The following is a 22,711-nucleotide window of genomic DNA, read 5'->3' as shown; positions in this document are numbered from 1 at the left end:
AACTTTTGGGGTACACTTCAATGAGAGCGACAGGATTTTTCTTGCACGACAAAAACGTTCAGTCTATTATGATTTTCCATGGGCGACATGGACACAAAAAAATCAATCAGGACAAGTTTCCTTATTATGATTGGCGTCGGAATGCTTTTTATTTCGTTGATAATGACGGCGATAATCGGCAGGACAGTATTCAGCATGAATTCCAGGCAATCAGAGAAGCTCATAGTTTCTCTGACCGAAAAAAAGGCGAGCGTCGTCGAGAAGGAAATGATGTCGGCGGTGAGCACCGTCGAGGCGCTGGGCGGAATTCTCGGCGGCTCGTGGGCGATTCCCGACGACATGAGGCGCACCGCCATCGAACAGCAAATCCGCTCCATCGTGAACGTCGTCGGCTTCAAGTCCGTCTGGGGAATATGGATTCCCGGACTTTTCGACCACAGGGATGCGCAGGACGCCGACGCGGAGACGAACCCGACGGGACAGTTCAAAGTCCACTACATAAAGGACGTTGACGGCAGAATAAAGAACGACAGCACGACGGGGCTTCCGCCGCTGAGCGCGCAGGAAGAGATAATCGACCAGGTGGCGACGATAACGGATCCCGTGATGGTCACGATTGACGGGGAGCGCGTCCTTTCCGCGCAGGTGTCCGTCGCAATAAAGAATTCGCTTTTCAAGACGGTGGGGCTTGCCGGAATGGACATCGTACTTTCGAACCTGGGAAGCATCCTCGATGGAAGCTCGATTTTCGAGGGCACAAGGACTCAGTTCATAAGCTCGTCCGGGATGATAATGGGCGCGACGGACGGCTCCGAGACAGGCTCGAAAAGCGCCGTCTTCTCCATGCCGGACATCAGCGGATGGCTTTCTGAAAACAAGGGCGAGTCGGCGACGTTCTTCTCGGGAAAGGATTTCATCGTCGTCTCGCCCATCCATCCGGACAAGACGGGGGCCGCGTGGTATTTCGTCTCGAAAACGCCCGTGTCGGCGATGCTGAGGGGCGCCTTCACCGCGCTTTGGACGGTCGCGTCCGCGTTCCTCGCGCAGATTGTTCTCGTCATGTTCCTTGTGTTCGTGATTGTCTCGCGCCTGACGAAACCTCTTTCGGCGAGCGAGAAGGCGCTCCGCAACATCAGCGAGGGCGACGGCGATTTGACGGTGCGGCTTGCCGTTCCCGGCGAGAACGAAATCGGCGCGATGTGCAGGAGCTTCAACAAGACGATGGAAAAAATAGGCTCGTCGATAAACAGCGCGAAGAAGACGAGCGGCAAGATGGAGAAAATCGGCATTGAGCTTGACAGCTCCATGAGCGAGACGTCCGCGGCAGTCAGCGACATCACGGGAAGCATAGTTTCCGTAAAGGAACAGATGATGAACCACGCCTCGGGCGTGACGGAGGCGAAGGCGGTCGTCGACCAGATTGTGCGGAACATCGAGACGTTGAGCGCGAACATCGACACGCAGGCGGAGAGCGTCTCGCAGTCGTCAAGCTCCATCGAGGAGATGACGGCGAACATCAACTCCGTGACGCAGATTCTCGGGAAGAACAAAATCGCGATGGACGCGCTCGAGAAGGCGAGCGAGGACGGGCTTTCTGTGGTGAACAGGACGGTGGAGCTTTCGCGCGACATACAGGCGAAGTCGAAGAACCTTTCGGAGGCATCTTCTGTCATCAAGAACATAGCGAGCCAGACGAACCTGCTTGCGATGAACGCGGCAATCGAGGCAGCGCACGCGGGGGAGAGCGGCAAGGGGTTCAGCGTCGTCGCAGGCGAAATCAGGAAGCTTGCGGAGGAGTCGTCGTCGCAGGGAATAAAGATGCAGCAGGCGCTGAAGGAAGTCTACAACGCGATAAACGAAGTCTCCGATTCCAACCTGACGGTGCAGGAGCAGTTCGGCAAGATTTTCGACCTCACGAAGACCGTCGGCGAGCAGGAGCGCGTCATCGACGACGCGATGAAGCAGCAGAACGAGGGCGGCGCGCAGATTCTGGATGCGATGAAACGGATAAACGCCATCACCGGCGACGTCAAGGACGGCTCGGAGCAGATGCTCGAAGGAAGCCGCCAGGTTTCCGCGGAGATGGACAACCTCGCGAGCATGGCGGAGACCGTAAACGCGAGCATGGGCGAGATGTCGGGCAAGGCGCACACGATTTCAGAAGCGGCGCGGAAGGCGCACGAAAGCGTGAATGCCAGCGTCGTCGCGATAAACAGCCTCAAGGACGAGATGAACAAATTCAAGTGCTAGGAGGAGCGGAGATGAAAGGAACGATTCTATTTGCGGTTTTCGCATTTTTTTTGGCGGCGTTGCCCGCAGCCGCGCAGGACGTCATCGGCGACGAGACGGAAATTCCCCGCGGAACGGTCGAGACGCTCGACGATTTCGAGAAGGGGAACTACTGGATTTGGGCAGCATTCGACTGGGAGCAGTGGGGGCCCGAAAAACTTTCGACGTCCGCCAGGATTGCCAGCACCTGGTTTTCGAATGGACGGCATTCCCTCGAATGCCGCTTCAAAAAATCCGCGCCCGATTCCGACCACATCGGAACGTATTTCATGGATTACCGGTGGAATTTCAGCGGCTCGAAATACGTCGTCCTCGACGTCCACAATCCGGAAAAGGACGCATTCCTTCTCAGCATCATCTTCCAGACGACCGACGCGTGGAACTGGGACGAGACGACGGCCGTCGAAATCGCGCCGGGAAGCCATACGCTCGTTTTCTCCCTTGCGAATTTCCAGAAAAACCTGTACCTCGTAAATCGCGTGAACATCTGCTACCACGAAAAAACGCCGATGAACGGCCGCTTTTACGTCGACAACATACGGCTGATAAAGTAGGTCCGTTCCGGATGGCGTCCTTTCCAGTGCGGAAAAATCTCGCTGAGAATTTTTCCCCCGTCATTCCGAGCTTGTTTCGGCATCCATGCCTATAACACATAGATGCCGAAAGCCACGACCTCTTACGAAAGCCGTCCACTTTTCCGGGCGGAGCGTTCCGCGAATGGCTCCAAAAATGTGATTGCTGTATAATCGATTCATGGAACACGAGCACGGGGAAGAATATACGGTTTACGGGCTGTCGCCGGTGGGGACGGCCGAGCTTTCGGAGATGGCGCAGGCGGGGGATGCGGAGGCGATGGTCGCGCTGGGGTACTGCTACGAGAACGGGATCGGCGTCGAAAAGGACGCGTCGCGGGCGTTCTCGCTTTACGAGGCGTCGGCGGAGAAGGGATGCGCAAACGGCATCTACAACAAAGGCATCTGCATCGGGTTCGGAATCGGCACGGAGAAAAATCCCGCCGGATATTTCGACAACATAAAGCGCGCGGCGGAGATGGGCTTTGCGCCCGCGCAGAACGACCTCGGCTGGTGCTACGAATGCGGAATCGAGCACGGCTGCATCGGCTTCCGCGATTTGAACCTCGCATTCACCTTCTACCTCGCGTCGGCATCGCAGGGCCACAGGACGGGAATCGTGAACGTCGTCCGCTGCCTCCGCGAGGGAATCGGAACCGAAAAGGACGAGGGAGAGGCGGAGAAATGGGAGTCGGAGCTTTTTCACGAAGGGGATGGGGAATGCGGATTGTAAGCCTGATTGAGAACGAGCGCGGAAGGGAAGGGTGCGCATGGGCGCACGGGCTTTCGCTTTACGTCGAGAGCGGAAAACGGGCAATTCTCGTCGATTTCGGCCCGGACGGCGCGTTTCTCGAAAACGCGCGGCGGCTCGGGATTGATGTCGGAAACGTCGACGCGGCATTTCTGAGCCACGGCCACTACGACCACGCCGGGGGCATGGCGGATTTCCGCGCCGCGAACGGAAGTGCCCCGATTTACGTTCAGAAAAACGCGTTCGGGGACCATTTTGCGGACGACGGCGGCTCGTTCCGCTTTATCGGCGTTGACCGGAATTTCGCGGCGCTTTCCTCCGTCGTAGTCCTTGATGGCGATGCCGATATCGGCGACGATATTTCAGTCTTCACCGTCGCACGGCGCGCGCATGCACTTCCCTCGACTAACGCGCGCATCCTGATGAAAAAAGGCGGGGAGCTCGTGCCGGACGACTTCTCGCACGAGCAGTGCGTCGTGGTGAATTCGGGCGGGGCGAGGATTCTCCTTTCCGGTTGCGCGCACAGCGGAATCCTCAACATAATGGAAGAATTCGAGCGGAAATTCGGAGGCGCGCCGGATATCGCGATAAGCGGCTTCCATCTGATGCGGAAAAACGGCTACGGAGACGACGACGTCACAGAGGTGCGCAAGATAGCCGAGGCGCTGCTCCGATATCCTACGTCGTTCGTCACCTGCCACTGCACGGGGCTTGAGCCGTTCTCCGTGATGAAGGAAATCATGGGGGAACAGCTTTCGTACCTCCGCTCCGGCGAGGAATTGTCCGTGAAAGCCGTCGTAAACTGAGCGCTGAAACAAAACAGGTCTTTATCGAAATGGCCGATTTTTGCATGGCAATGAACAATTCGACCACGCCCAGCCGCCTTGTTTGCATATTGTTTGCAGCTCCAAAAAAACGAACCGGCCCGGAAAGCGCCCCGGGCCGGTTCATGGCGCAGCACCTAAAAATCGTCATTCCGAACGCGTTCCGGAACCATGATGCATGAAGCCGAAAAAAAAAGACGTCACGACGACGGGAGAAGCTCCTCGAGAGAGCGCACGGCGTTCCTTACGCAGTCGTCGCATTCGCAGAGGACTTTGCCCGTCCCGACGCCCTTGAGCTCGCGGCAGATTGTCGCCCCGCTTTTCTCCTTGAATTTTGCGAGCAGCTCGCGCGACACTTTCGCAGTTCCGTTTCCAGCCGTCCGCAGCCCCGCTATCATGTTCGCGCCGATGAGCGCGCCGCACGTCGCCTCCATGCATCCCATTCCCGCCATGAATCCCGAGGATATAGCGCGGAGCGTTTCCTCGTCAACGGCAACGGTGTCGGCAAACGCCTTCGTCACTGCCTGGCAACAGTTGCACTGGCCGCTTGTTTTGTATGATGCCGCTTTTTCTGCCCTTTCATCAGTTGTCATATAATCCCCCTCCGTTTATTCGTTCTTCCCGCATGTTCCGCATGTATGCCCATCGCCGTGCTCGTGCGCATGATGGCTGCATACGACGTCCGGATTGTAGTTCAGCGACCCCGAGAGAAGGGCTGCGACCGCATCGTCCGCCGATGACACGACGCCGCCGTAAAGCGTTATTCCCGCCTCCGCAAGCGCGGATTTCGCGCCGCCGCCGATTCCTCCGCAGATGAGCGCATCGACGCATGCGTTCTTGAGGAATCCCGCCAGCGCTCCGTGTCCATGGCCGTTCGTTCCGATTATCTCCGACTTTACGATTTTGCCGTCCTCGACATCGTAAATCTTGAATTCCGCGGTGTGCCCGAAGTGCTGGAACACCTGACCGTTCTCATGGGTGACAGCTATTCTCATAGTGCGTTCTCCTTTGCGCGCCAATGCGCGCGGTATGTTCTGTCCGCTGACGTGCCAGTTTCCGCCCGATATTACGAGCCGCTTTCCGTTTAGAAGACAGTCCGCGATTTTCCGCCGTGCCGACTCGTAGACGGCCGTTACGGTCGTCCGCGATACGTTCATCATGACGGAGCTTTCTTCCTGCGTCATTCCGGCGCAGTCGAGGAGCCGTATCGTCTCAAGCTCGTCGAGCGTCATCGTGACGGTCTCGCCGCTTCCTCCTTCCTCCGGCGCGAAACTGTAGAATTCCGGAAGCGAGCGAATTTCCCTGCATCTGACTGGTCTTGGCATCGTTTTTCCTTTTTCGGGTTTCTGACATTTGTCAGCAATTTTCCGCGATTTTATTCATGTTTCTGACATTTGTCAATAACATGACGAAGGACATGATTCCCCGACGATTTTTATTGACTTCTTATAAGGATGATTCTGTCTACTCGCAAAACAATAATTACTAGTCTAAAATATCCGTGTTTTATGAATGCTGTATTTATATTTCTCAAGATAGCCAATAGTAAAAACATAACATTCCCAAAAATTCCTTATTTTATAGGGGTATAAAATGTGAATCATAAAATGGCAAATAGTGTCAATATTAGTATTTTGTATCAAAACGGCATTTTTAATATCGTCTTTTATGTATAGTTATTTTTTTGCCAATAGGTAATTTTCGGTACGCAAAAAAATGCCGCCATAAAAAATGGCGGCGGCCTGGTTCAGGATTTTGGAGACTTACCGGGCGATTTTCGAAAGGCTCAGCTCTTTCGTGCACGTCAGAGGAAGGTTCGAGGCGTATGACGGAAGGCTGGGGAATGAAAGCGCGCTGTCAAGCGAGAATGTCGGATTATTTCCGGATTTGTTCAGCAGCTGCGCGATGAATTTTCCCGCGGTCATCGTATTCAGCGTCGCGGATAGCGGAATCGAGCCGCCCGACGAGCCAATCTCGGAGGCACTTGACGTGTCGAGCGACAGTATGTCCGAAACGCCGTCGGCTTTTATTCCGCATGACTTGAGGGCGTATTTCCAGTCGGAGCCGCCGTCATTCGCAACGTCGAGGTTGAAGTTCAGCTTCATGTTGAGGTTCACGCCGGAAAGCGCGGACTCGTCGATTTTCTGCCCCGTCACTATCGATTTTGCGAGGCTTCCCGCCTTCGACAGGCTCATTCCGCCGTCGGTGAGGGATTTCGTTATTTCCGAGACGGACGGGAGCACGAGCTTGGGGTTCGAGATTTTCAGGTTCGGCTTGAACACGGGAACATCGAAATTCTTCGTGAACGGAAGGTTCAGCGACGAGATGAGCGGCAGGTTCCCCAGCGCCACGTTCCCTTTCACGGTGAACGGAAGCGTCTTGCTTTCCTTGTACGTCTTTGCGAAACTGATTATCGAATCGTACGGGATTTTGAAGTCGAACGCATTGGACTTCGATTTGTTCGCGGAAATCGAGACGCCCTCGTTCGCGCTTATCGACGTCAGCTTGGAGCTGTTGCACGAGACGTCCGCGGCGACTTTCGAAAGCGAGATTCCTATCGGATACGGGTTTTTGACGGAATAGTTGCAGTTGAACGTGATTCCCTCCGCGTCGAGCGATTTTATCGATACTTTGTCGAAATTCAGCGTCGGTTTTGCCGCCGCGGACGACAGCACGGACGACGTGTTGCAAGAGATTGCGAGCGACAAGACAGCTGCGACAAGACCCGCAAGAAAAGCGTTAATCTTTTTCATTGAGAAACTCCTTTTTGTTGATGGCAGAAATTATAGAAGAAAAATTTGTTTTCCGCGAGGTTTGCGTAAGCGGACTGATTTTTTCGGCAGGACAAAAAACCCGCGCCTTCAAGGCGCGGGTTCGGGCGCATCTTCCGCAAAAGCGGATTTCAGTCCATATGGAACATGGGACGAAGGCTGACGCACACGGGGGAATTGTCGTCGTTGACGTCCATGATGTCCGCCATCATATCCCACCACTTCCTTACGATTGCCATTCCCTTCTGCGCGTCCGGGTTTCCTCCGTCGCGGACTTTCTGAACCGCGAACAGCGAGAGGCTTTCCTCGTCAAGGTAAATCGAATAGTCGTAGACCCCGCTTTCCGAAATGGCTTTCTTCAGCTCCGGCCATATTTCGTCGTGGCGGCGCTTGTATTCGTCCGCGAATCCCGGCTTGAGCTTCATCCTGAATGCCTGCTCTTCCATAATATCCTCCTTGCATCTTGTGCTGCGGGGCGGCTCCCAGTTTTTTCCGGGATGCCCCGCATGGCGACGTCACGCGCGCTTCGACGTTACGTTCTTCTCGTAGTCGGCGACGGCGTTTATGAGCTGGGCATCAGTCGGGACACCCTCGCTTATGCAGAAGTGCTCCCAGACATCGCCGAACGGGAGCGTCTTGTAAAGCTCGTTCATCGCGAGGCGCGCGAAATAGTTTCCGTCCTCCTCGTACTCGACGAGCTTTTTGTTGTTCTGGAGCAAACCGAAAAGAAGCGCCTTCTTCGTCGCCCTCGTTCCGATTGCCCACGCGCCGATTCTGTTTATCGAGCCGTCGAAGAAATCCGTCCCGAGGTGGATTTTGTCGAGTTTCCCGGTGCGGACGACTTCCTCGCCAATCTGCCTCATGTCGTCGTTCAGAATCGTCACGTGGTCGCTGTCCCATCTGACCCCGCGCGAAAGGTGGAACATTATCTCGGGGACGAACATCAGCATCGAGCTGATTTTGTCCGCGACGTTCTCCGTCGGATGGAAATGCCCCATGTCGAGGGTGAGCATCAGGTTGCGGCTCGTGGCGTATCCCATGTAGAATTCGTGCGAGCCGACGACGTAGCTTTCCGTCCCGATTCCGAAAACCTTCGACTCCACGCAGTCCTTTATGAAATCCGCGGGATGATTCACCGAGAGAATTTCGTCGAGCGACGACTCGAGGATTTTCCGGTAGCCGTTCCTGTCGGCGGGGATGTCCTTCATGCCGTCGGCAATCCAGATGTTGTGGATGCAGGCGCTGCCCTGCTCCTTCCCGAATGCGGCTCCGATTTCGCGGCAGCGCTTGGCGTGCTCAATCCAGAAATCCCTTATCCCTTTGTCCTTCGACGAGAGCGTCATTCCGCCGGCTTTCGGATGGGAGAAGAACGTCGAGTTGAAGTCGAGCGGAATGTTGTTCCGCTTTGACCAGTCGATCCAGCTCGCAAAATGCTTCGGCTCGAGCGAATCCCTGTCCGCGAATCCCGTTTCCGAAAAATCCGCGTAGCTTGCGTGGAGGTTCAGCCTGTTCGCGCCCGGGACAAGCGTGAACACTTTCTCTATGTCCTCGCGCAACTCCGCAAGCGTCCTCGCCTTTCCGGGATAATTTCCAGTGACCTGGATTCCGTTCCCGCCTCCAAGCGCCGAGCCTTCGTGCTCGAATCCTCCGACGTCATCCCCCTGCCAACAGTGCATAGAAACAGGAGTCGCCCTGAGCGTCTTGAGCGCGGCATCAGTATCGATTCCAATCTCCGCGTATTTTTCGCGGGCGTGCTCGTAAAAATCATTCTTAATCATAAACTGAACTCCTTCAAGGTGCATTCAACCTTTCTGAGAAGGAGAATATCATTCCGGCATTCGCATATCGTACAATAAAAAATCAATCTGTAGCACGATTCCGTCACAGGGGAATCCCTGCGCGCGATTGTTGTAAATATGCGCGAGAAGTGGTAGTTTTTTCGGCTCGGAGAGCAATTATGGAGAGCAATAACGAAAAACCGGGAAACGACGCACAGAGGGAGGCGCACGCCCATTATGCGGCGGCGTTCATCGGCGGTTTTCTCGGGTTGTACCCGATAGTGAGCGCGGCGCACATATTCGGCTCGGCGCAGACGGCAAACCTGATTGAGATTGTCGTCGCGGCGATTGCTGGCGACAAGAGAACAGTCGCGATGCACGTGTTCGGAGCGTCGCTGTACTGCCTCGGCATTCTTCTCGCGACGCTCATCCCAAAACGGACGCGCATCCCGCTCAAGGCCGCGGCGATGGCGGTCGATTCGGTGGCGGCGGTCGCGATGTGCGCCATCCCGAAAGGTCTTAATCCCGCGGTGTATCTCTACCCCACGTTCCTTTCGCTCTCATTCCACTGGTGCGCATTCAAAGGCGGATACGGCTACACGAGCTCCGTGATTTTCTCGACGAACAACATGAGGATGTTCGTCTCATCCGTTGCTGAAATCCTCATAAACGGCGACAGCTCGTTCGTGACGAAGGCGAAATTCTTCGGCGCGACGCTGCTTTCGTTCCACGCTGGGATTGCCTTCAGCTACATCGCGTGGAAGGCGATTCCAGGCTGGAGCTTCCTCATCGCGCTCGTCCCTATTTCCGTCTGCGCGTTCCTGTCGCGTCCCGGGCACCGCTCTGGAACCGTCGGATAACAAGCATTCTGCGGCGGCTCCTTCCCCCGGGGATTCTTTCGTTGACGATTGGGAATTCACGGGATAAAATAGAAAAATAACGCAGTTTTTCGTGTTTGCCAGGTCGGGAACCGTGCCGAACACGAATTCAAGGAGTACATGATGAAAAAAGCAGACGAGTACAGCTACTTTGCGGGCGAAAAATCCATGGAATTTCTTCCGCTTGACGTTCTTACCGATCAGTACGGGGAGCCGAGAATAGAGTCCTACTGCACGATTGCCAGAATCCGTGCGGCGACGGCGGACAAATCCGGGGAGCTTGAGCTTCACCACCATCTCATCGTCGGCGACGACTGGAGAAGCCACACGGTTGAAAGCTACACGTATTACATCTCGCTCGGCTCGAAAATCGCCATGCAGGATTCCGAGACTGGCGCCCGCTTCGAGCTTGAGGTCACGTCGCTCGAGAACAACAGGATTTCGCTCCTCGTTTTGTGACGCTTTTGCGGATTAAAGGAAGCCCCTGGGATTTTCGCGGGGGCTTTTTTTTTGCCCTACCGGTCCCCGAGCGTCTTTTGAGGGTTGACACTGACGGGCGGAAATGCGATACTCCGTCGCATGAAGAACACTTTCAGGACGACAGGTGAATATTACTCATCTACTACGCTGGCGTACTCCTATTACGCCGGCTATTTTTGTTTTCCTGCCGTATCTGGAAGTCATGCGAATGACCCGACGTGATCAACCGGGCATCGTGCGTTTTTCTGTAAATCGAAATGCGAATCGAGTGCAGAATAAAGGGCTTCCGAAAGGAGGCCCTTATTTTTTTGCCTTGACAGAGCGTGCTCGAAAAAAAATCCGTCCCATCGCGATGTGCGCAGTCGCGACGGGACGGAAAAATGATGCCGGGAGTTTTGTTCCCGGAAGAGGAGAAAAAAATGATTGTCGTCTTGAAAAACAATACACCGAAGGCACAGGTTGACGGTTTCATGCAGAAGCTCAGGGAACGGGGATTCGAGGTTCACGTCTCGAAAGGCGAGAGCGCGACCGTCCTGGGGCTGATTGGGGACACTTCCAAGGTTGAGCCCGAGGAAATGCTCGCGTACGATTTCGTCGAGAGCGCGCAGCGCGTCAAGGCTCCTTACAAGCAGGTCAGCCGCTCGTTCCATCCTGAGGACACCGTCGTCAGCGTTGGCGGGAATTCTGTCGGCGACGGGAAAAGCGTCTGCGTCATGGCAGGCCCCTGCTCCGTCGAGACTGAGGAGCAGGTTGTCGAGGTCGCGAAGGCGGTGAAGGCAAGCGGCGCGCGGTTCCTGCGCGGCGGGGCGTTCAAGCCGAGGACAAGCCCGTACAGTTTCCAGGGACTTGGCGCGGAAGGTCTTGAGCTTCTCAAAGTCGCGCGGAAGGAGACGGGGCTTCCGATTGTCACGGAGCTTATGGCAATAAACCAGATTGAGCTCTTCTCCGACGTGGACATCATACAAATTGGCGCGCGCAACATGCAGAATTTCGATTTGCTGAAGGAAGTCGGAAAGCTGCGGAACCCGATTCTGCTCAAGCGGGGGCTTGCCTCGACCGTGAAGGAATTCCTCATGAGCGCCGAGTACATCATGGCGAGCGGAAACCCGAACGTCATATTGTGCGAGCGCGGAATCAGGACGTTCGACAACTACACGAGGAACTGCCTCGACCTCAGCATCGTGCCGTACCTCAAGAAGGAGACCCATCTTCCCGTAATAATCGACCCGAGCCACGCGTGCGGGATACGGTGGATGGTTCCGACGCTCGCAAAGGCTGCCGTCGCCGTCGGTGCGGACGGGCTTATCATCGAGGTCCACAACAATCCGGAGAAAGCGCTCTGCGACGGTGAGCAGTCGCTTACGCCGGCGCAGTTCGACGAGACGATGAAAATCCTCGCAAAATATGCGGCCGTCGAAGGGCGGACATTGTAGAAGGTGTTTTTTGTTTCCGGAAAAGCAGCTCTGGGATTTGCCCCGCATTTTCCGGGCTGCTTCGTGCGGCTTCCCCGGTTTTTCCAATCCGAGGGAGCCGCTTTTTTTTCGAATCAGGGAAATTGCGAAAAAAGCAGATTCGCATTAAAACCTATTGACCAAGTAGGAAAATAAATATATATTAAACCCATAAGTTAAGTAGGAATTACGGACGAAAAGGAGGGCCGAAAATGGCTGTCTATTTTGAGAAACTGGTTCGGGAGAACTTCCGCAACGGGCTCATGCGCCGCTGATGAATTCTTTTGTTGCAGCAGACTATCAGCAGAAAAGAGGAAATCAGGGGGATAAACATGGCGAAATACAGGTTTGAGACATTGCAGCTTCACGTTGGACAGGAAAGCGCGGATCCGGCGACAGATGCGAGGGCGGTTCCGATTTATCAGACGACCTCATACGTCTTCCACAATTCAAAACACGCCGCCGACAGGTTCGGGCTCGCCGATGCGGGGAACATCTACGGCAGGCTCACGAATTCGACGCAGGATGTTTTCGAAAAGAGGATTGCGGCCCTTGAAGGCGGAAGCGCGGCGCTTGCGGTCGCGTCGGGGGCAGCCGCGATAACGTATACGATTCAGGCTCTTGCCGCGAACGGCGGCCACATCGTGGCGCAGAAGACAATTTACGGGGGAAGCTACAACCTCCTCGCGCACACGCTCCCGCAGTACGGCGTGACGACAACGTTCGTCGATGCGCACAACCTTTCGGAGATTGAGTCGGCGATACAGGAAAACACGCGGGCGATTTACCTTGAGACATTGGGGAACCCGAATTCCGACATCCCGGACATCGACGAAATAGCGAAAATCGCGCACAAGCACGGGCTTCCGCTCGTAATCGACAACACGTTCGGGACGCCCTACCTCATCAGGCCGTTCGAGCACGGCGCCGACATCGTCGTCCATTCCGCGACGAAATTCATCGGCGGCCACGGAACGACTCTCGGCGGCGTCATCATCGAGAACGGCAATTTCAACTGGAAGGAGAGCGGCAAGTACCCGAACATCGCGGAGGCGAACCCGAGCTACCACGGCATATCATTCTACGACGCGGTAAAGGGCGCGGCGTTCGTGACGTACATCCGCGCGATTCTTCTGAGGGACACGGGCGCGACAATATCGCCGTTCAACGCGTTCCTCCTTCTCCAGGGGCTCGAGACGCTCTCGCTCAGGCTTGAGCGCCACGCAGAGAACACGAAGAAGGTCGTCGAATTCCTCAAGAACCATCCGAAAGTCGAGAAGGTGAACCACCCTTCCCTTCCCGGCCATCCCGACCATCTGCTCTACGAGAAATACTTCCCGAACGGCGGCGCGTCGATTTTCACATTCGAGATAAAGGGCGGGCGCGAGGCTGCATGGGCGTTCATCGACAACCTCAAGATTTTCTCGCTTCTCGCGAACGTTGCCGACGTCAAGTCGCTCGTAATCCATCCGGCAAGCACCACGCACAGCCAGCTTAACGCGGAGGAGCTTCTCGATCAGGGAATCACGGAAAGCACAATCCGCCTCTCTATCGGAACGGAGCACATCGACGACATAATCGCCGACCTCGAGAGCGGGTTCGCCGCGGTCAAATGAAAAAGTCCAGTACAAAACGAAGATAAATCAAAGCAAGGAGAAGAAAATATGGCAGACATCAAGCAGAGCGCATTGGAACTCATCGGGAACACCCCCCTTTTGCAGCTCAACAACTATTCGAAAAAAACGGGCGCGACGAACGCGACGATACTCGCGAAACTTGAGTACCTGAATCCCGCCGGAAGCGTGAAGGACAGGATTGCGCTTGCGATGATTGAGGACGCCGAGCAGAAAGGGCTTCTCAAGCCGGGCGCGACGATAATCGAGCCTACGAGCGGAAACACGGGAATCGGGCTTGCCGCCGTCGCCGCCGCCAAAGGCTACCGGGCAATTCTCACCCTTCCCGAGACGATGAGCGTCGAAAGAAGGAACCTGCTCAAGGCATACGGCGCCGAAATCGTCCTCACCGAAGGCGCGAAGGGAATGAAGGGCGCGATCGCGAAAGCCGAGGAGCTTCATTCGCTGAACCCGAACTCGATAATTCCCGGCCAGTTCATCAACCCGGCGAATCCTGCCGTGCACAAGCGGACGACCGGCCCCGAGATTTGGGCGCAGACCGACGGAAAAGTCGATATCTTCGTCGCGGGCGTCGGAACAGGCGGAACGCTGACGGGCGTCGGGGAATTCCTCAAGGAGAAGAACCCGAACGTCAAGATTGTCGCCGTCGAGCCGGCGTCGAGCCCCGTCCTTTCGAAGGGAACAGCCGGCGCGCATAAAATCCAGGGAATCGGCGCGGGATTCGTCCCCGATGTCCTCAACACGAAAGTGTACGACGAGATTATCGCAATCGAGAACGAGGATGCGTTCACGGAAGGACGCGCGTTTGCCAGAAGCGAGGGAATCCTCGTCGGAATATCAAGCGGCGCGGCGCTTAAGGCGGCACGCATTCTTGCCGAGCGGCCGGAGAACAAGGGAAAGACGATTGTCGTCCTCCTGCCTGATTCCGGCGACCGCTATCTGAGCACGTCGCTCTTCAGCGAGAACTGAGAGTCGTTCTTTTGCCCAATTTCCTATAAAACATATGGGTTATATCAAAGAAGAGGTACGTGATATGCCAAGAAGTTTTACAGAACTGACGGACAAACATCCCTGTTTCGGGCAACATTCGGCACAGACGGGAAGAATTCATCTTCCTGTCTGCCCGGGCTGCAACATATCATGCAGGTTCTGCGAGCGGTCGATAAACCAGACGGAGAACCGTCCGGGCGTCGCCGCCTGCGTGCTGAAACCGGAGGAGACGGTTCCGCTTATACGGAAGGCTCTGGAAATCGCGCCCGAAATCACGGTGGCAGGAATTGCCGGCCCCGGGGACACGCTCGCGACAGACAACGCCATAAAGACATTCAGGATTGTGAAGCGGGAATTCCCTTCCCTCATAAAATGCATGAGCACGAACGGGCTTCTTCTTTCGGAAAGGGCAGAAGAGCTCATCGAGCTGGGGATCGACAGCCTGACAGTCACCGTCAATGCAGTCGATCCCGAAATCGAGGCGCAGCTCAACGATTACGTGATTTACCACGGGAAGAAAATCGAGGGCGTCGAGGGCGCGAAAATCCTCATCAAGAACCAGCTTGAGGGAATCAGGAAAATCGCCTCGGCGGGAATAACCGTCAAGGTGAACACCGTTCTCGTCCCGCGCATAAACGGAAAGCACATCGCCGACATCGCGTATGCTGTCGCGGAGGCGGGGGCAGAGAAATACAACATCATCCCGCTGATTCCGCAGGCGAAGCTGAAGAACGAGCCAGCCCCGTCGTGCCTCGACATAGACGAGGCGCGGCGCGCGGCGGGAAAGTACATAGAGCTTTTCCTGCACTGCAGCAGATGCCGCGCGGATGCGATAGGAATTCCGGGAAAGACCGACGTTTCAAGGCAGGTCTACTCGCTTTTCCCGAGGGAGATGAATTTCAAGGAGAATTTCTCCCATGGCTGATTCCTACAAAGTCGCGGTGGCAAGCGCTTCCGGCGTAAGCGTCGACAGCCACTACGGAAAGTCGCGCAGCTTTTTCGTGTATTCCGTCGATGACGACGAGGGATACGATTTTCTTGAAAGGAGAACCGTTTCCCAGCTCTGCATGGACGGCTCGCACATAAAAAGCGCGATGGACGAGCGGGCCGGGCTTTTCTCCGACTGCCGCTACATCGTGGCGTCACGGTTCGGGGACTGCGCGGTGTCTTCGCTCGCGTCCGTGGGAATCACGCCGATGGAGCTTCCGGGAAGCATCGACGATGCGATTCTCGGGGTGTGGAAATACAACAGGATACAGACGCTGTTCAATCCGGTCAAAAGCCAGGAACAGGAAATTCCGGTCTGAAAAAAAAGCAAAAACAAAAGAAAACAGGAGAATACAAAAATGGCAAAGAAACTCAGGCAGATAGCGATTTACGGAAAAGGCGGAATCGGAAAGTCCACGACAACGCAGAACCTTACGGCAGGTTTGCTGGAGCTGGGAAAGAAAGTCCTCGTCGTCGGATGCGACCCGAAAGCCGACTCGACCCGCCTCCTTTTGGGCGGCCTCCATCAGAAAACAGTTCTGGACACAATCCGCGACAACAAGACGGAAATCCAGCTTGACGACCTGCAGAAAACGGGGTTCAAGGGAGTGCGCTGCGTCGAGTCGGGCGGACCGGAACCGGGAGTCGGATGCGCAGGCCGCGGAATCATCACGTCGATTTCCATGCTTGAGAATTTGGGCGCATACACCGAGGATTTGGACTACGTTTTCTACGACGTTCTCGGCGACGTCGTCTGCGGCGGTTTCGCGATGCCGATTCGCGAGGGAAAGGCGCAGGAAATATACATCGTCGCTTCCGGAGAGATGATGGCATTGTACGCGGCTAACAACATCTGCAAAGGCATCGCGCGGTATGCTGAGCGCGGCGACGTGCGCCTCGGCGGAATCATCTGCAACAGCCGCAACGTCGACCGCGAGCTTGATTTGCTCCGCGCGTTCACGAAGGAGCTCAACACGCAGCTCATCTATTTTGTCCCGCGCAACAATATCGTCCAGCAGGCGGAAATCAGGAAGAAGACCGTCATCGAGTACGCCCCCGACAGCACGCAGGCGCAGGTGTACCGCGATTTGGCGCAGGCGATCGACGAGAACACGAATTTCACGATTCCGACGCCGATAACGCAGGAGCGCCTTGAGGAAATTCTCATCGAGAACGGAATGATGGAGCCGGAAGGAAACTACTCAATCTAAGTTTCCGGCGCGTTTTTATGATGGCGGGCTTTGCGCCCCGTTTCGTGCGGGTGCGTGAGGCCCGTCTTCGCGCACGGCTTCCGTACTTTCCGGCAGAGAAAAACATGACCATCCAGCAGATAAAATACATCATAGGGGTTTCCGATTCCGGCTCGCTGAACAAGGCGTCGGAGCGGCTTTTCATATCGCAGCCGTCGCTGTCGTCTTCCCTGCGGGATGCGGAGGACGAGCTGGGCTTCAGGATATTCAGAAGGACGTCGCGCGGCGTCGAGGCGACCGAACGAGGCATTTCGTTCATCTCCGACGCGCGGGAATTCTTCGCGCAGTACGAGATGCTGCTCAAGAAGCATACCTGCTCCGAGAAAAAATATTTTTCCGTGTCTGCCCTTTACTACGCGTTCGCGCGGAAGGCATTCGTAGAAATCGTGAACGGCTTTTCCGACGACGGATACGACTTCGCGTTCCGAGAGGACAAGGTGTCGAACGTGATAGCGGATGTCGCCCTCGAAAAAAGCGGAATCGGAATTCTGTACATAAGCGAATCAAACCGAGACGAAATCGCGAGGAGCCTCAGGTCGTCCGCCCTTGAATTCCACCATCTGACGGAATGCAATGCCTTCGTGTACCTCCACAGGAAGCATCCGCTTTCCGAAAAGGAGTCGATTTCGCTCGAGGAGCTTTCCGATTACAAATTCGTGACTTTCGATACCGATGACGTCAAGTCGTTCTTCTCCGACGAGTCGATACGGCGCTACTCGCTCGATCAGGCGATTACGGTCGCCGACAGGGCAACGGAGCTTAGCCTCATAAAGAATCTCAACGGATACACGTTCCTTTCCGGCGTTTTCGGAGAGGAGACGAACGAGGATTTCGTCCTCGTCCCGCTGAAAGACAGCGGCGACGGAAGGAAACTGACGTTCGAGCTCGGGTACATCACGAAAAAAGGAGGGCGGATGGAAAAAATCGCGCTTTCATACATCAGCGCGGTAAGGAGAATCCTGCATATCGCGGGGCTCTCCTGAGCGTGCGCGTCCCGTCCCGGCGGAAATCCGGCGGCACGCGCAGCGCGCTATTCGGCGACGGCGACGGCCTCAATCTCGACGAGGGCATTTTTCGGGAGCGCCGCAACCTGAAAGCAGCTTCTCGCCGGCTTTCCCGTGAAATACTTCTCGTAGACGGCGTTGAACGCGGCAAAATCCTTTATGTCGGAAAGGAAGCACGTCGTCTTCACGACTTTCCGGAAATCGCTCCCCGCCTCCTCCAGAATCGCGCCGACGTTTTTTATCGCGCGCTCCGCCTGCTCCTCAATCGTTTTCCCGTCGATGCTGCCCGTCTCCGGGTTTATCGGGATTTGCCCCGACGTGTAGACGAATCCGTTCGCGACGATTGCCTGCGAATACGGGCCGATTGCTGCCGGCGCCGCCGATGTTGCTATTGTCCTCATAAACACTCCTTTTTTTCCGCACAAGCGGATTTTTTCCGTTCTTGAATTGTCAAATCAAGTGCAACGTTTTTGAATAATAGACCTCGAAAGGTGTTTTGTAGCCAAGACATTTCTTTGGTCTTTTATTTATTTTTTCGGTAACAAATGCTATATAGCTGTCACTATAATCAGTAATGTCTTTTTGCTTTGGAAAATATTCGCGTAATAAACCGTTTGTATTTTCATTTGTACCTCTTTGCCATGGTTGATGAGGAAGAGGAAAATAGAATTGTTTTCCGCCAAGCTCCTCAGTAACAGCTTTATGTTCAGCAAACTCTTTTCCCCTGTCAGGTGTTATTGTTTCTACAGGTTCATTCTTTAGAGCATCAATCATGACATCCCTTACAGCTGCCGATTTTTTACCTTCTGCTTTCCTACAGATAAGGAATCGGCTTTTTCTGTCATCCAAAGTCACAAGACAGGATTTCCCTTGCTTTCCCAATACTGTATCTGCTTCCCAGTCACCAATTCTAGCTCTTTCGTTAGCCTCTTTAGGTCTGTCTACAATATTGTTGCTTATCTGAATTTTTCCTCGTCGTTCTTCACTTCCTTTTCTATGTCTTGGCTTTCCTTTGTGTCTTAAATGCCTTTTTGCTCCTTTTTCGCCGTGGGACAGATTTCTAGCATCAAACATTCCTGAATATATTCCACGATAAATTGTATTAAAACTTACAAACTGCTCTGGTTTCTCAAGCCGTATTCTTTCTGAAATCTGCTGAGGAGACCACTGCTGGCACAGGAATTTATTCTTTACAAGATTATATATATCCTGGTTTAAAAGTTTTTTTCTGGGACAACAGTTTCTTCGTCTATTTGAATAGAAGCTTTGTGCACTACAAGGACTGTAAAATTCATCTCCTGTGTTCCGTCTTAACTCCCGACTTATTGTGGACTTGTTTCTTCCCAGTTCTTTTGCAATTCTACTCAGAGAAGTTCCTTTTGTGATTCCACACAGTATAAATTCTCTCTCTTTTGTGCTAAGATGTTTGTAGTGACCCATTTTATCTCCTGTAATAATGTCTTGACTAAACACCATTATAGTTGATTCTATGGGTCTTTTCATTTGTTGCACTTAGATTGTAAATTCATCTTCAAAAAGCTCCGTCTGAATTTTTGTCGGATGCATGACTTCCAGATGACAAAAAAACGAACCAACCGTTTTTGCCGACAGAGCCTACCGTGCCGTCGCGGGATTTCCGTCCCACGCCTTTCCGACGGCATCGATGAATTTTGCCTTCTCGTCGTCGCCGATGAACGATGCCCGGAACGAATTCTCCGCAATCTTCCTCAGCTCCGCAAGGCTGAAACCGATTTCCGCGTACGCGTTCCAGTATTCGTCGAGAAGCTCCACCCCGAAGAAAAGCGGGTCATCGGAATTCAGCGTCACGGTGATTCCCCTGTCGAAGAATTTCCGTATCGGATGCTCCTTCATCGTGCTGACGAATTTCCGCGTGAAAACGTTGCTCGTGGGGCATACCTCAAGCGGGATGTTCCGCCTCACAAGCTCGTCGATGAGCTTTTCGTCGCCCGCCGACGATATTCCGTGCCCGATTCTCGCCGCGCGGAGAATGTTGATGGTGTCCCATACCGATTCCGGGCCGACATCCTCGCCCGCATGAGCCACCGTGACGAGCCCACGCGACCGAGCCTTTTCGAAAACGCTGCCGAAAAGCCTCGCCGGTCCGTTTGTCTCCGAGCCGCCGAGCCCGATTCCGATTATGACGGGCGTCATGTTCGCGAGGAGAAGCTGGAGGTTCTTCTCCGCGTTCTCGAATCCGAATGTCCGCGAGACGTCAATCAGAATCCGCACCTTTATGCCTGTCTCCGTCTCGATTTTGATGACGTTTTTCATGTAGACCGAGACAATTTCGGAAAAATCCCAGCCTTTTTTGATGAACGCGCTCGGCGCCGCGAAAATCTCCGCGTATTTGATTCCGTTTCGGACGAGGTAATCCCTCAAATCGCGGAAAACATCGTTGAAGTCGGCGGGGCTGTCGTACAAATCCTGCACGGCAAGGTACGCCTTGATAAACCCGTTCAAATCGGAATAGGTGAAGATGCGCCCGATTTCCTGCTCGGCGCGCTCGTCGTCGAATTCAGGATTCCTGCGCCTAATGAAGCGGCGCACCGTATCGCGGCTTATCACCGCCTCAAGATGAAGATGGATTTCCGCCTTGGGAATTTTCCTGAAAAAATTGAGGAATTCTTCCTTGCCGAGCTGTTTTTCCGTGGTTCTTTCCATTGCGTTTTCCTATAAAAGCCAAGATTTCCGCCGGCCCGCAATCCGCATTTTCTCCAAATGAGGTTTTGCCCCGGCGCTTTCGAGCGATAACAAATTTACGAACTCGCCCATTATACCATAAGTCCGCCCGGATTCTTCAGTTTCATAAAAGATTTCGCCGAAAAACCCGCTCACCGTCCCGCCCGCGTGCGTATCGTCGCGGCGTAGGCGCTGTTGCAGAGCCCGAGAACCGCCGAAATCGCGAAAAGCGTCTCGATGCCGAGCACTTTCCAAATCCAGCCGCCGAAAAGCGCGGAACCTCGATTCCGGCCTGAATATCGATGTGAGTTTTGTCATGTTTCTTTCCTTTTCGACGTTTCTCCGTCCTGCGGGGCGGAGGGACAACCCTTGTACCATAAATCGGGGAGGTTTACAACAATCGCCGCGAATTTTTTATATAACCTATTGATTAAGTGGGAAAAAAGTTGATAGAATAAATTTATACCCTACTAAAGTAATAGGTTATAACTTCCGTTTGCGGGCGGATTTTTATGGAGGTGTCTATGTCCGGAACATACAAAGTCGCTGTGGCAACAAGCGACGGAAAAACGGTCGATTCCCATTTCGGGCACGCACAGTCGTTCCTGATTTTTGAGGTCGACGAGGAGTCAGGAAGGTCGGAGGATATCGGGGAGCGGAGCGTGCGCGCGGCATGTTCCGGCGGTCAGTGCGGCAGCCAGGAAGGCTGCGGGGACGGTTCATCTCCGATGGACAAAATCGCGGAAGCCCTTTCCGACGTCCAGTACGTTCTCGCCGCCAGAATCGGGCCGCACGCGATACGGGCATTGGCGAAATACGGGGTCACGGCTTTCGACATCGTTCTTCCGATTGGCGAGGCGATTTCGAAAATCAACGACTACAGAAAAAAAACTGAAGAAAGAAAAAACAAATAAAAAAACGCCGCACAGAAGTGGGGCAATTTAAAGAGGTACTTTATGGCGAAAATCTTGGACCAGCCGCGTTACAAATGCGCTCTTGCGGCTATGCAGACTGTTCAGTCGATTACGGGTGCGATACCTGTCCTCCACTCGGGGCCGGGCTGCGCTTCAAAACTGAACGACAACAACGGAACGAGCGGACGATACAGCCCGAACATCTTCCCATGTACTTCGATTTCGGAGAAGGAAGTTGTTTTCGGCGGCGCGGAAAAACTGCGCTCGACAATCCACAACGCGCTCCGCGTCATCGATGCCGATTTATTCGTCGTCCTTTCCGGATGCACGGGCGAGATTATCGGCGACGACATCAAGGAAGTCGCGCAGGAATTCGAGGACGAGGAGAAGCCCGTCATCTGGGCAAAAACGCCCGGCTTCAAGGGAAACAACTACGTCGGGCACGACTGGATTCTGAAGTCGATTTTCGAGCAGTTCCTTAACCGCCCTGAAATCCGCGACGAGCGTGAAGAAGCCGGCGGAACAATCAAAGGCCTGGTCAACATTTTCGCGGGACCTCCGCAGCAAGACCCGTACTGGCTCGGGAACCTCCGCGAGATTGAGAACCTCATCTCGGCAATCGGCCTCAAGCCGAACACGATTTTCGGGTTCGGGCGCGGAATCGAGAACATAAAGAACGCCGCGCGCGCGGAATTCACGATTCTCATATCCCCGTGGGTCGGGCTGGAAAGCGCGAAGTACCTTGAGACGAAATTCAAGGTTCCCCTCCTCCATTACCCGATTCTTCCGATTGGCGCGACGGAGACGACGAAATTCCTGCGCGCCGTCCAGGAATTCACGGGCGCGGACAAGAACGTGGTCGAGAAGGTCATCGCCGAGAAAGAAGCCGAATTCTACTATTATATAGAGCGCTTCGCGGACACGCTGCTCGAGACGAGAATCCTCGGAAAGCGATTCACCGTCGTGAGCGACAGCCAGTACACGATGGCAGTGACGAAATTCCTCGTGAACGACATGGGCTTGTTCCCCGAGAAAGTCTTCATCACGGACGATGCGCCGGAAGCGTTCCGCACGGGAATAGCGAACGAGATTTCAAACCTCAACTACGGAATCCAGGCGGAAGTCCAGTTCACGACGGACGGTCACGATATCCAGGAGCAGATTAAGAAGACTGATTTTGCCGGAACGCCGCTCATAATCGGCTCGAACTGGGAGAAGAAGCTTGCTGCCGAAATCGGGGCGCATTACGTGAACGTGAGCTACCCGATGCTCGAAAAGCTCGTAATCAACGACCACATCGCAGGCTACTCGGGCGGGCTCCATTTGCTGGAACAGATTTTCTCGGCGGCAATGAGCAAGCTGAAATTGTAAAGAGCGCCACCGAAGCGAATTCGGGATGGCGCATCCATGACGGACAATTTTTCTTACGAAAGTTCGT

24 protein-coding genes are annotated in these 22,711 nt (G+C 54.5%); 16 read left to right on the top strand and 8 right to left on the bottom strand.

What is annotated here, in order from left to right; genetic code table 11:
• Positions 1-78 precede the first annotated feature (78 nt).
• The 4 genes from TRESADRAFT_RS09160 to TRESADRAFT_RS09145 all read left to right on the top strand — a co-directional run bounded on the left by TRESADRAFT_RS09160 (position 79) and on the right by TRESADRAFT_RS09145 (position 4,418).
• The gene (locus tag TRESADRAFT_RS09160) at positions 79-2,250 is read left to right on the top strand and encodes a methyl-accepting chemotaxis protein (RefSeq protein WP_002705024.1); all 2,172 of its coding nucleotides are present in this window, start codon (positions 79-81) and stop codon (positions 2,248-2,250) included.
• Between the two features lie 11 nt (positions 2,251-2,261).
• Complete coding sequence (locus TRESADRAFT_RS09155) at positions 2,262-2,843, top strand: hypothetical protein (protein ID WP_002705022.1); 582 nt, start codon at positions 2,262-2,264, stop codon at positions 2,841-2,843.
• Positions 2,844-3,042: 199 nt separating this feature from the next.
• Positions 3,043-3,594, top strand: coding sequence for a tetratricopeptide repeat protein (locus TRESADRAFT_RS15215; RefSeq protein ID WP_002705020.1), 552 nt, complete (start codon positions 3,043-3,045; stop codon positions 3,592-3,594).
• A complete protein-coding gene (locus TRESADRAFT_RS09145; protein ID WP_040842785.1) occupies positions 3,582-4,418 on the top strand; it encodes an MBL fold metallo-hydrolase in 837 nt (278 codons plus the stop codon). The genes TRESADRAFT_RS15215 and TRESADRAFT_RS09145 overlap by 13 nt, the downstream gene beginning before the upstream one ends.
• A gap of 218 nt (positions 4,419-4,636) precedes the next feature.
• Here the strand turns inward: TRESADRAFT_RS09145 and TRESADRAFT_RS09140 are convergent, their stop codons facing one another.
• From TRESADRAFT_RS09140 to TRESADRAFT_RS09120, 5 genes are all read right to left on the bottom strand, one after another.
• Complete coding sequence (locus tag TRESADRAFT_RS09140; RefSeq protein ID WP_002705017.1) at positions 4,637-5,029, bottom strand: C-GCAxxG-C-C family protein; 393 nt, start codon at positions 5,027-5,029, stop codon at positions 4,637-4,639.
• Between the two features lie 15 nt (positions 5,030-5,044).
• On the bottom strand, positions 5,045-5,761 hold the full coding sequence (locus TRESADRAFT_RS09135; protein ID WP_002705016.1) for a DUF134 domain-containing protein: 717 nt from the start codon (positions 5,759-5,761) through the stop codon (positions 5,045-5,047).
• A gap of 438 nt (positions 5,762-6,199) precedes the next feature.
• Positions 6,200-7,189, bottom strand: coding sequence for an LEA/WHy family protein (locus tag TRESADRAFT_RS09130; protein ID WP_002705015.1), 990 nt, complete (start codon positions 7,187-7,189; stop codon positions 6,200-6,202).
• Between the two features lie 149 nt (positions 7,190-7,338).
• Complete coding sequence (gene rhaM / locus TRESADRAFT_RS09125; protein WP_002705014.1) at positions 7,339-7,653, bottom strand: L-rhamnose mutarotase; 315 nt, start codon at positions 7,651-7,653, stop codon at positions 7,339-7,341.
• A 69-nt stretch (positions 7,654-7,722) separates the two neighbouring features.
• Positions 7,723-8,985, bottom strand: coding sequence for an L-rhamnose isomerase (locus TRESADRAFT_RS09120; RefSeq protein WP_002705013.1), 1,263 nt, complete (start codon positions 8,983-8,985; stop codon positions 7,723-7,725).
• 179 nt (positions 8,986-9,164) lie between these two features.
• Here TRESADRAFT_RS09120 and TRESADRAFT_RS09115 point away from each other — a divergent pair, with 179 nt between their 5' ends.
• From TRESADRAFT_RS09115 to TRESADRAFT_RS09075, 10 genes are all read left to right on the top strand, one after another.
• Positions 9,165-9,845 carry a YoaK family protein gene (locus TRESADRAFT_RS09115; RefSeq protein WP_002705012.1) on the top strand — a complete coding sequence of 227 codons (681 nt, stop codon included), beginning with the start codon at positions 9,165-9,167 and terminating at the stop codon, positions 9,843-9,845.
• 141 nt (positions 9,846-9,986) lie between these two features.
• Complete coding sequence (locus tag TRESADRAFT_RS09110) at positions 9,987-10,322, top strand: hypothetical protein (RefSeq protein ID WP_002705011.1); 336 nt, start codon at positions 9,987-9,989, stop codon at positions 10,320-10,322.
• 145 nt (positions 10,323-10,467) lie between these two features.
• On the top strand, positions 10,468-10,806 hold the full coding sequence (locus TRESADRAFT_RS16055; RefSeq protein ID WP_141607297.1) for a hypothetical protein: 339 nt from the start codon (positions 10,468-10,470) through the stop codon (positions 10,804-10,806).
• Complete coding sequence (gene aroF, locus TRESADRAFT_RS09105; RefSeq protein WP_002705010.1) at positions 10,763-11,776, top strand: 3-deoxy-7-phosphoheptulonate synthase; 1,014 nt, start codon at positions 10,763-10,765, stop codon at positions 11,774-11,776. Before TRESADRAFT_RS16055 ends, aroF begins: the two co-directional genes overlap by 44 nt.
• Positions 11,777-12,126: 350 nt before the next feature.
• The gene (locus TRESADRAFT_RS09100; RefSeq protein ID WP_002705009.1) at positions 12,127-13,410 is read left to right on the top strand and encodes an O-acetylhomoserine aminocarboxypropyltransferase/cysteine synthase family protein; all 1,284 of its coding nucleotides are present in this window, start codon (positions 12,127-12,129) and stop codon (positions 13,408-13,410) included.
• A 48-nt stretch (positions 13,411-13,458) separates the two neighbouring features.
• Positions 13,459-14,397, top strand: a complete 939-nt coding sequence (gene cysK, locus TRESADRAFT_RS09095) for a cysteine synthase A (RefSeq protein WP_002705008.1) — start codon at positions 13,459-13,461, stop codon at positions 14,395-14,397.
• Positions 14,398-14,461: 64 nt separating this feature from the next.
• Positions 14,462-15,343, top strand: coding sequence for a radical SAM protein (locus TRESADRAFT_RS09090; RefSeq protein ID WP_002705007.1), 882 nt, complete (start codon positions 14,462-14,464; stop codon positions 15,341-15,343).
• The gene (locus TRESADRAFT_RS09085) at positions 15,336-15,725 is read left to right on the top strand and encodes a NifB/NifX family molybdenum-iron cluster-binding protein (RefSeq protein WP_002705006.1); all 390 of its coding nucleotides are present in this window, start codon (positions 15,336-15,338) and stop codon (positions 15,723-15,725) included. Before TRESADRAFT_RS09090 ends, TRESADRAFT_RS09085 begins: the two co-directional genes overlap by 8 nt.
• A 39-nt stretch (positions 15,726-15,764) precedes the next feature.
• On the top strand, positions 15,765-16,616 hold the full coding sequence (gene nifH / locus TRESADRAFT_RS09080; RefSeq protein ID WP_002705005.1) for a nitrogenase iron protein: 852 nt from the start codon (positions 15,765-15,767) through the stop codon (positions 16,614-16,616).
• A 104-nt stretch (positions 16,617-16,720) separates the two neighbouring features.
• The gene (locus TRESADRAFT_RS09075) at positions 16,721-17,638 is read left to right on the top strand and encodes a LysR family transcriptional regulator (RefSeq protein ID WP_040842834.1); all 918 of its coding nucleotides are present in this window, start codon (positions 16,721-16,723) and stop codon (positions 17,636-17,638) included.
• 47 nt (positions 17,639-17,685) lie between these two features.
• On the opposite strand, the gene TRESADRAFT_RS09070 is transcribed toward TRESADRAFT_RS09075, so the two are convergent.
• The 3 genes from TRESADRAFT_RS09070 to add form a co-directional block, all read right to left on the bottom strand.
• Positions 17,686-18,060, bottom strand: coding sequence for a RidA family protein (locus tag TRESADRAFT_RS09070; protein ID WP_002705003.1), 375 nt, complete (start codon positions 18,058-18,060; stop codon positions 17,686-17,688).
• 49 nt (positions 18,061-18,109) lie between these two features.
• Positions 18,110-19,099 (bottom strand): IS30 family transposase, encoded by a 990-nt coding sequence (locus TRESADRAFT_RS09065; RefSeq protein WP_002705001.1) that lies wholly within the window; start codon positions 19,097-19,099, stop codon positions 18,110-18,112.
• Positions 19,100-19,273: 174 nt separating this feature from the next.
• On the bottom strand, positions 19,274-20,341 hold the full coding sequence (gene add, locus TRESADRAFT_RS09060; protein ID WP_002705000.1) for an adenosine deaminase: 1,068 nt from the start codon (positions 20,339-20,341) through the stop codon (positions 19,274-19,276).
• 542 nt (positions 20,342-20,883) lie between these two features.
• Here add and TRESADRAFT_RS09055 point away from each other — a divergent pair.
• Both TRESADRAFT_RS09055 and TRESADRAFT_RS09050 read left to right on the top strand, forming a co-directional pair.
• Complete coding sequence (locus TRESADRAFT_RS09055; RefSeq protein ID WP_002704997.1) at positions 20,884-21,273, top strand: NifB/NifX family molybdenum-iron cluster-binding protein; 390 nt, start codon at positions 20,884-20,886, stop codon at positions 21,271-21,273.
• 42 nt (positions 21,274-21,315) lie between these two features.
• Complete coding sequence (locus tag TRESADRAFT_RS09050; RefSeq protein ID WP_002704995.1) at positions 21,316-22,644, top strand: nitrogenase component 1; 1,329 nt, start codon at positions 21,316-21,318, stop codon at positions 22,642-22,644.
• Positions 22,645-22,711: the final 67 nt, after the last annotated feature.

Origin of the sequence: Treponema saccharophilum DSM 2985 (assembly GCF_000255555.1) — a bacterium.
Classification (GTDB): domain Bacteria; phylum Spirochaetota; class Spirochaetia; order Treponematales; family Treponemataceae; genus Treponema_D; species Treponema_D saccharophilum.
Note: the sequence above shows the minus strand (reverse complement) of the source record. Positions and strands in the feature narration are given on the sequence as shown.

What these genes read in the sequence shown, in the direction of transcription:
- TRESADRAFT_RS09160 (WP_002705024.1), top strand. Translation starts at nt 79, where the DNA reads ATGGGCGACATGGACACAAAAAAATCAATCAGGACAAGTTTCCTTATT.
- TRESADRAFT_RS09155 (WP_002705022.1), top strand. Translation starts at nt 2,262, where the DNA reads ATGAAAGGAACGATTCTATTTGCGGTTTTCGCATTTTTTTTGGCGGCG.
- TRESADRAFT_RS15215 (WP_002705020.1), top strand. Translation starts at nt 3,043, where the DNA reads ATGGAACACGAGCACGGGGAAGAATATACGGTTTACGGGCTGTCGCCG.
- TRESADRAFT_RS09145 (WP_040842785.1), top strand. Translation starts at nt 3,582, where the DNA reads ATGCGGATTGTAAGCCTGATTGAGAACGAGCGCGGAAGGGAAGGGTGC.
- TRESADRAFT_RS09140 (WP_002705017.1), bottom strand. Translation starts at nt 5,029, where the DNA reads ATGACAACTGATGAAAGGGCAGAAAAAGCGGCATCATACAAAACAAGC.
- TRESADRAFT_RS09135 (WP_002705016.1), bottom strand. Translation starts at nt 5,761, where the DNA reads ATGCCAAGACCAGTCAGATGCAGGGAAATTCGCTCGCTTCCGGAATTC.
- TRESADRAFT_RS09130 (WP_002705015.1), bottom strand. Translation starts at nt 7,189, where the DNA reads ATGAAAAAGATTAACGCTTTTCTTGCGGGTCTTGTCGCAGCTGTCTTG.
- rhaM (WP_002705014.1), bottom strand. Translation starts at nt 7,653, where the DNA reads ATGGAAGAGCAGGCATTCAGGATGAAGCTCAAGCCGGGATTCGCGGAC.
- TRESADRAFT_RS09120 (WP_002705013.1), bottom strand. Translation starts at nt 8,985, where the DNA reads ATGATTAAGAATGATTTTTACGAGCACGCCCGCGAAAAATACGCGGAG.
- TRESADRAFT_RS09115 (WP_002705012.1), top strand. Translation starts at nt 9,165, where the DNA reads ATGGAGAGCAATAACGAAAAACCGGGAAACGACGCACAGAGGGAGGCG.
- TRESADRAFT_RS09110 (WP_002705011.1), top strand. Translation starts at nt 9,987, where the DNA reads ATGAAAAAAGCAGACGAGTACAGCTACTTTGCGGGCGAAAAATCCATG.
- aroF (WP_002705010.1), top strand. Translation starts at nt 10,763, where the DNA reads ATGATTGTCGTCTTGAAAAACAATACACCGAAGGCACAGGTTGACGGT.
- TRESADRAFT_RS09100 (WP_002705009.1), top strand. Translation starts at nt 12,127, where the DNA reads ATGGCGAAATACAGGTTTGAGACATTGCAGCTTCACGTTGGACAGGAA.
- cysK (WP_002705008.1), top strand. Translation starts at nt 13,459, where the DNA reads ATGGCAGACATCAAGCAGAGCGCATTGGAACTCATCGGGAACACCCCC.
- TRESADRAFT_RS09090 (WP_002705007.1), top strand. Translation starts at nt 14,462, where the DNA reads ATGCCAAGAAGTTTTACAGAACTGACGGACAAACATCCCTGTTTCGGG.
- TRESADRAFT_RS09085 (WP_002705006.1), top strand. Translation starts at nt 15,336, where the DNA reads ATGGCTGATTCCTACAAAGTCGCGGTGGCAAGCGCTTCCGGCGTAAGC.
- nifH (WP_002705005.1), top strand. Translation starts at nt 15,765, where the DNA reads ATGGCAAAGAAACTCAGGCAGATAGCGATTTACGGAAAAGGCGGAATC.
- TRESADRAFT_RS09075 (WP_040842834.1), top strand. Translation starts at nt 16,721, where the DNA reads ATGACCATCCAGCAGATAAAATACATCATAGGGGTTTCCGATTCCGGC.
- TRESADRAFT_RS09070 (WP_002705003.1), bottom strand. Translation starts at nt 18,060, where the DNA reads ATGAGGACAATAGCAACATCGGCGGCGCCGGCAGCAATCGGCCCGTAT.
- TRESADRAFT_RS09065 (WP_002705001.1), bottom strand. Translation starts at nt 19,099, where the DNA reads ATGGGTCACTACAAACATCTTAGCACAAAAGAGAGAGAATTTATACTG.
- add (WP_002705000.1), bottom strand. Translation starts at nt 20,341, where the DNA reads ATGGAAAGAACCACGGAAAAACAGCTCGGCAAGGAAGAATTCCTCAAT.
- TRESADRAFT_RS09055 (WP_002704997.1), top strand. Translation starts at nt 20,884, where the DNA reads ATGTCCGGAACATACAAAGTCGCTGTGGCAACAAGCGACGGAAAAACG.
- TRESADRAFT_RS09050 (WP_002704995.1), top strand. Translation starts at nt 21,316, where the DNA reads ATGGCGAAAATCTTGGACCAGCCGCGTTACAAATGCGCTCTTGCGGCT.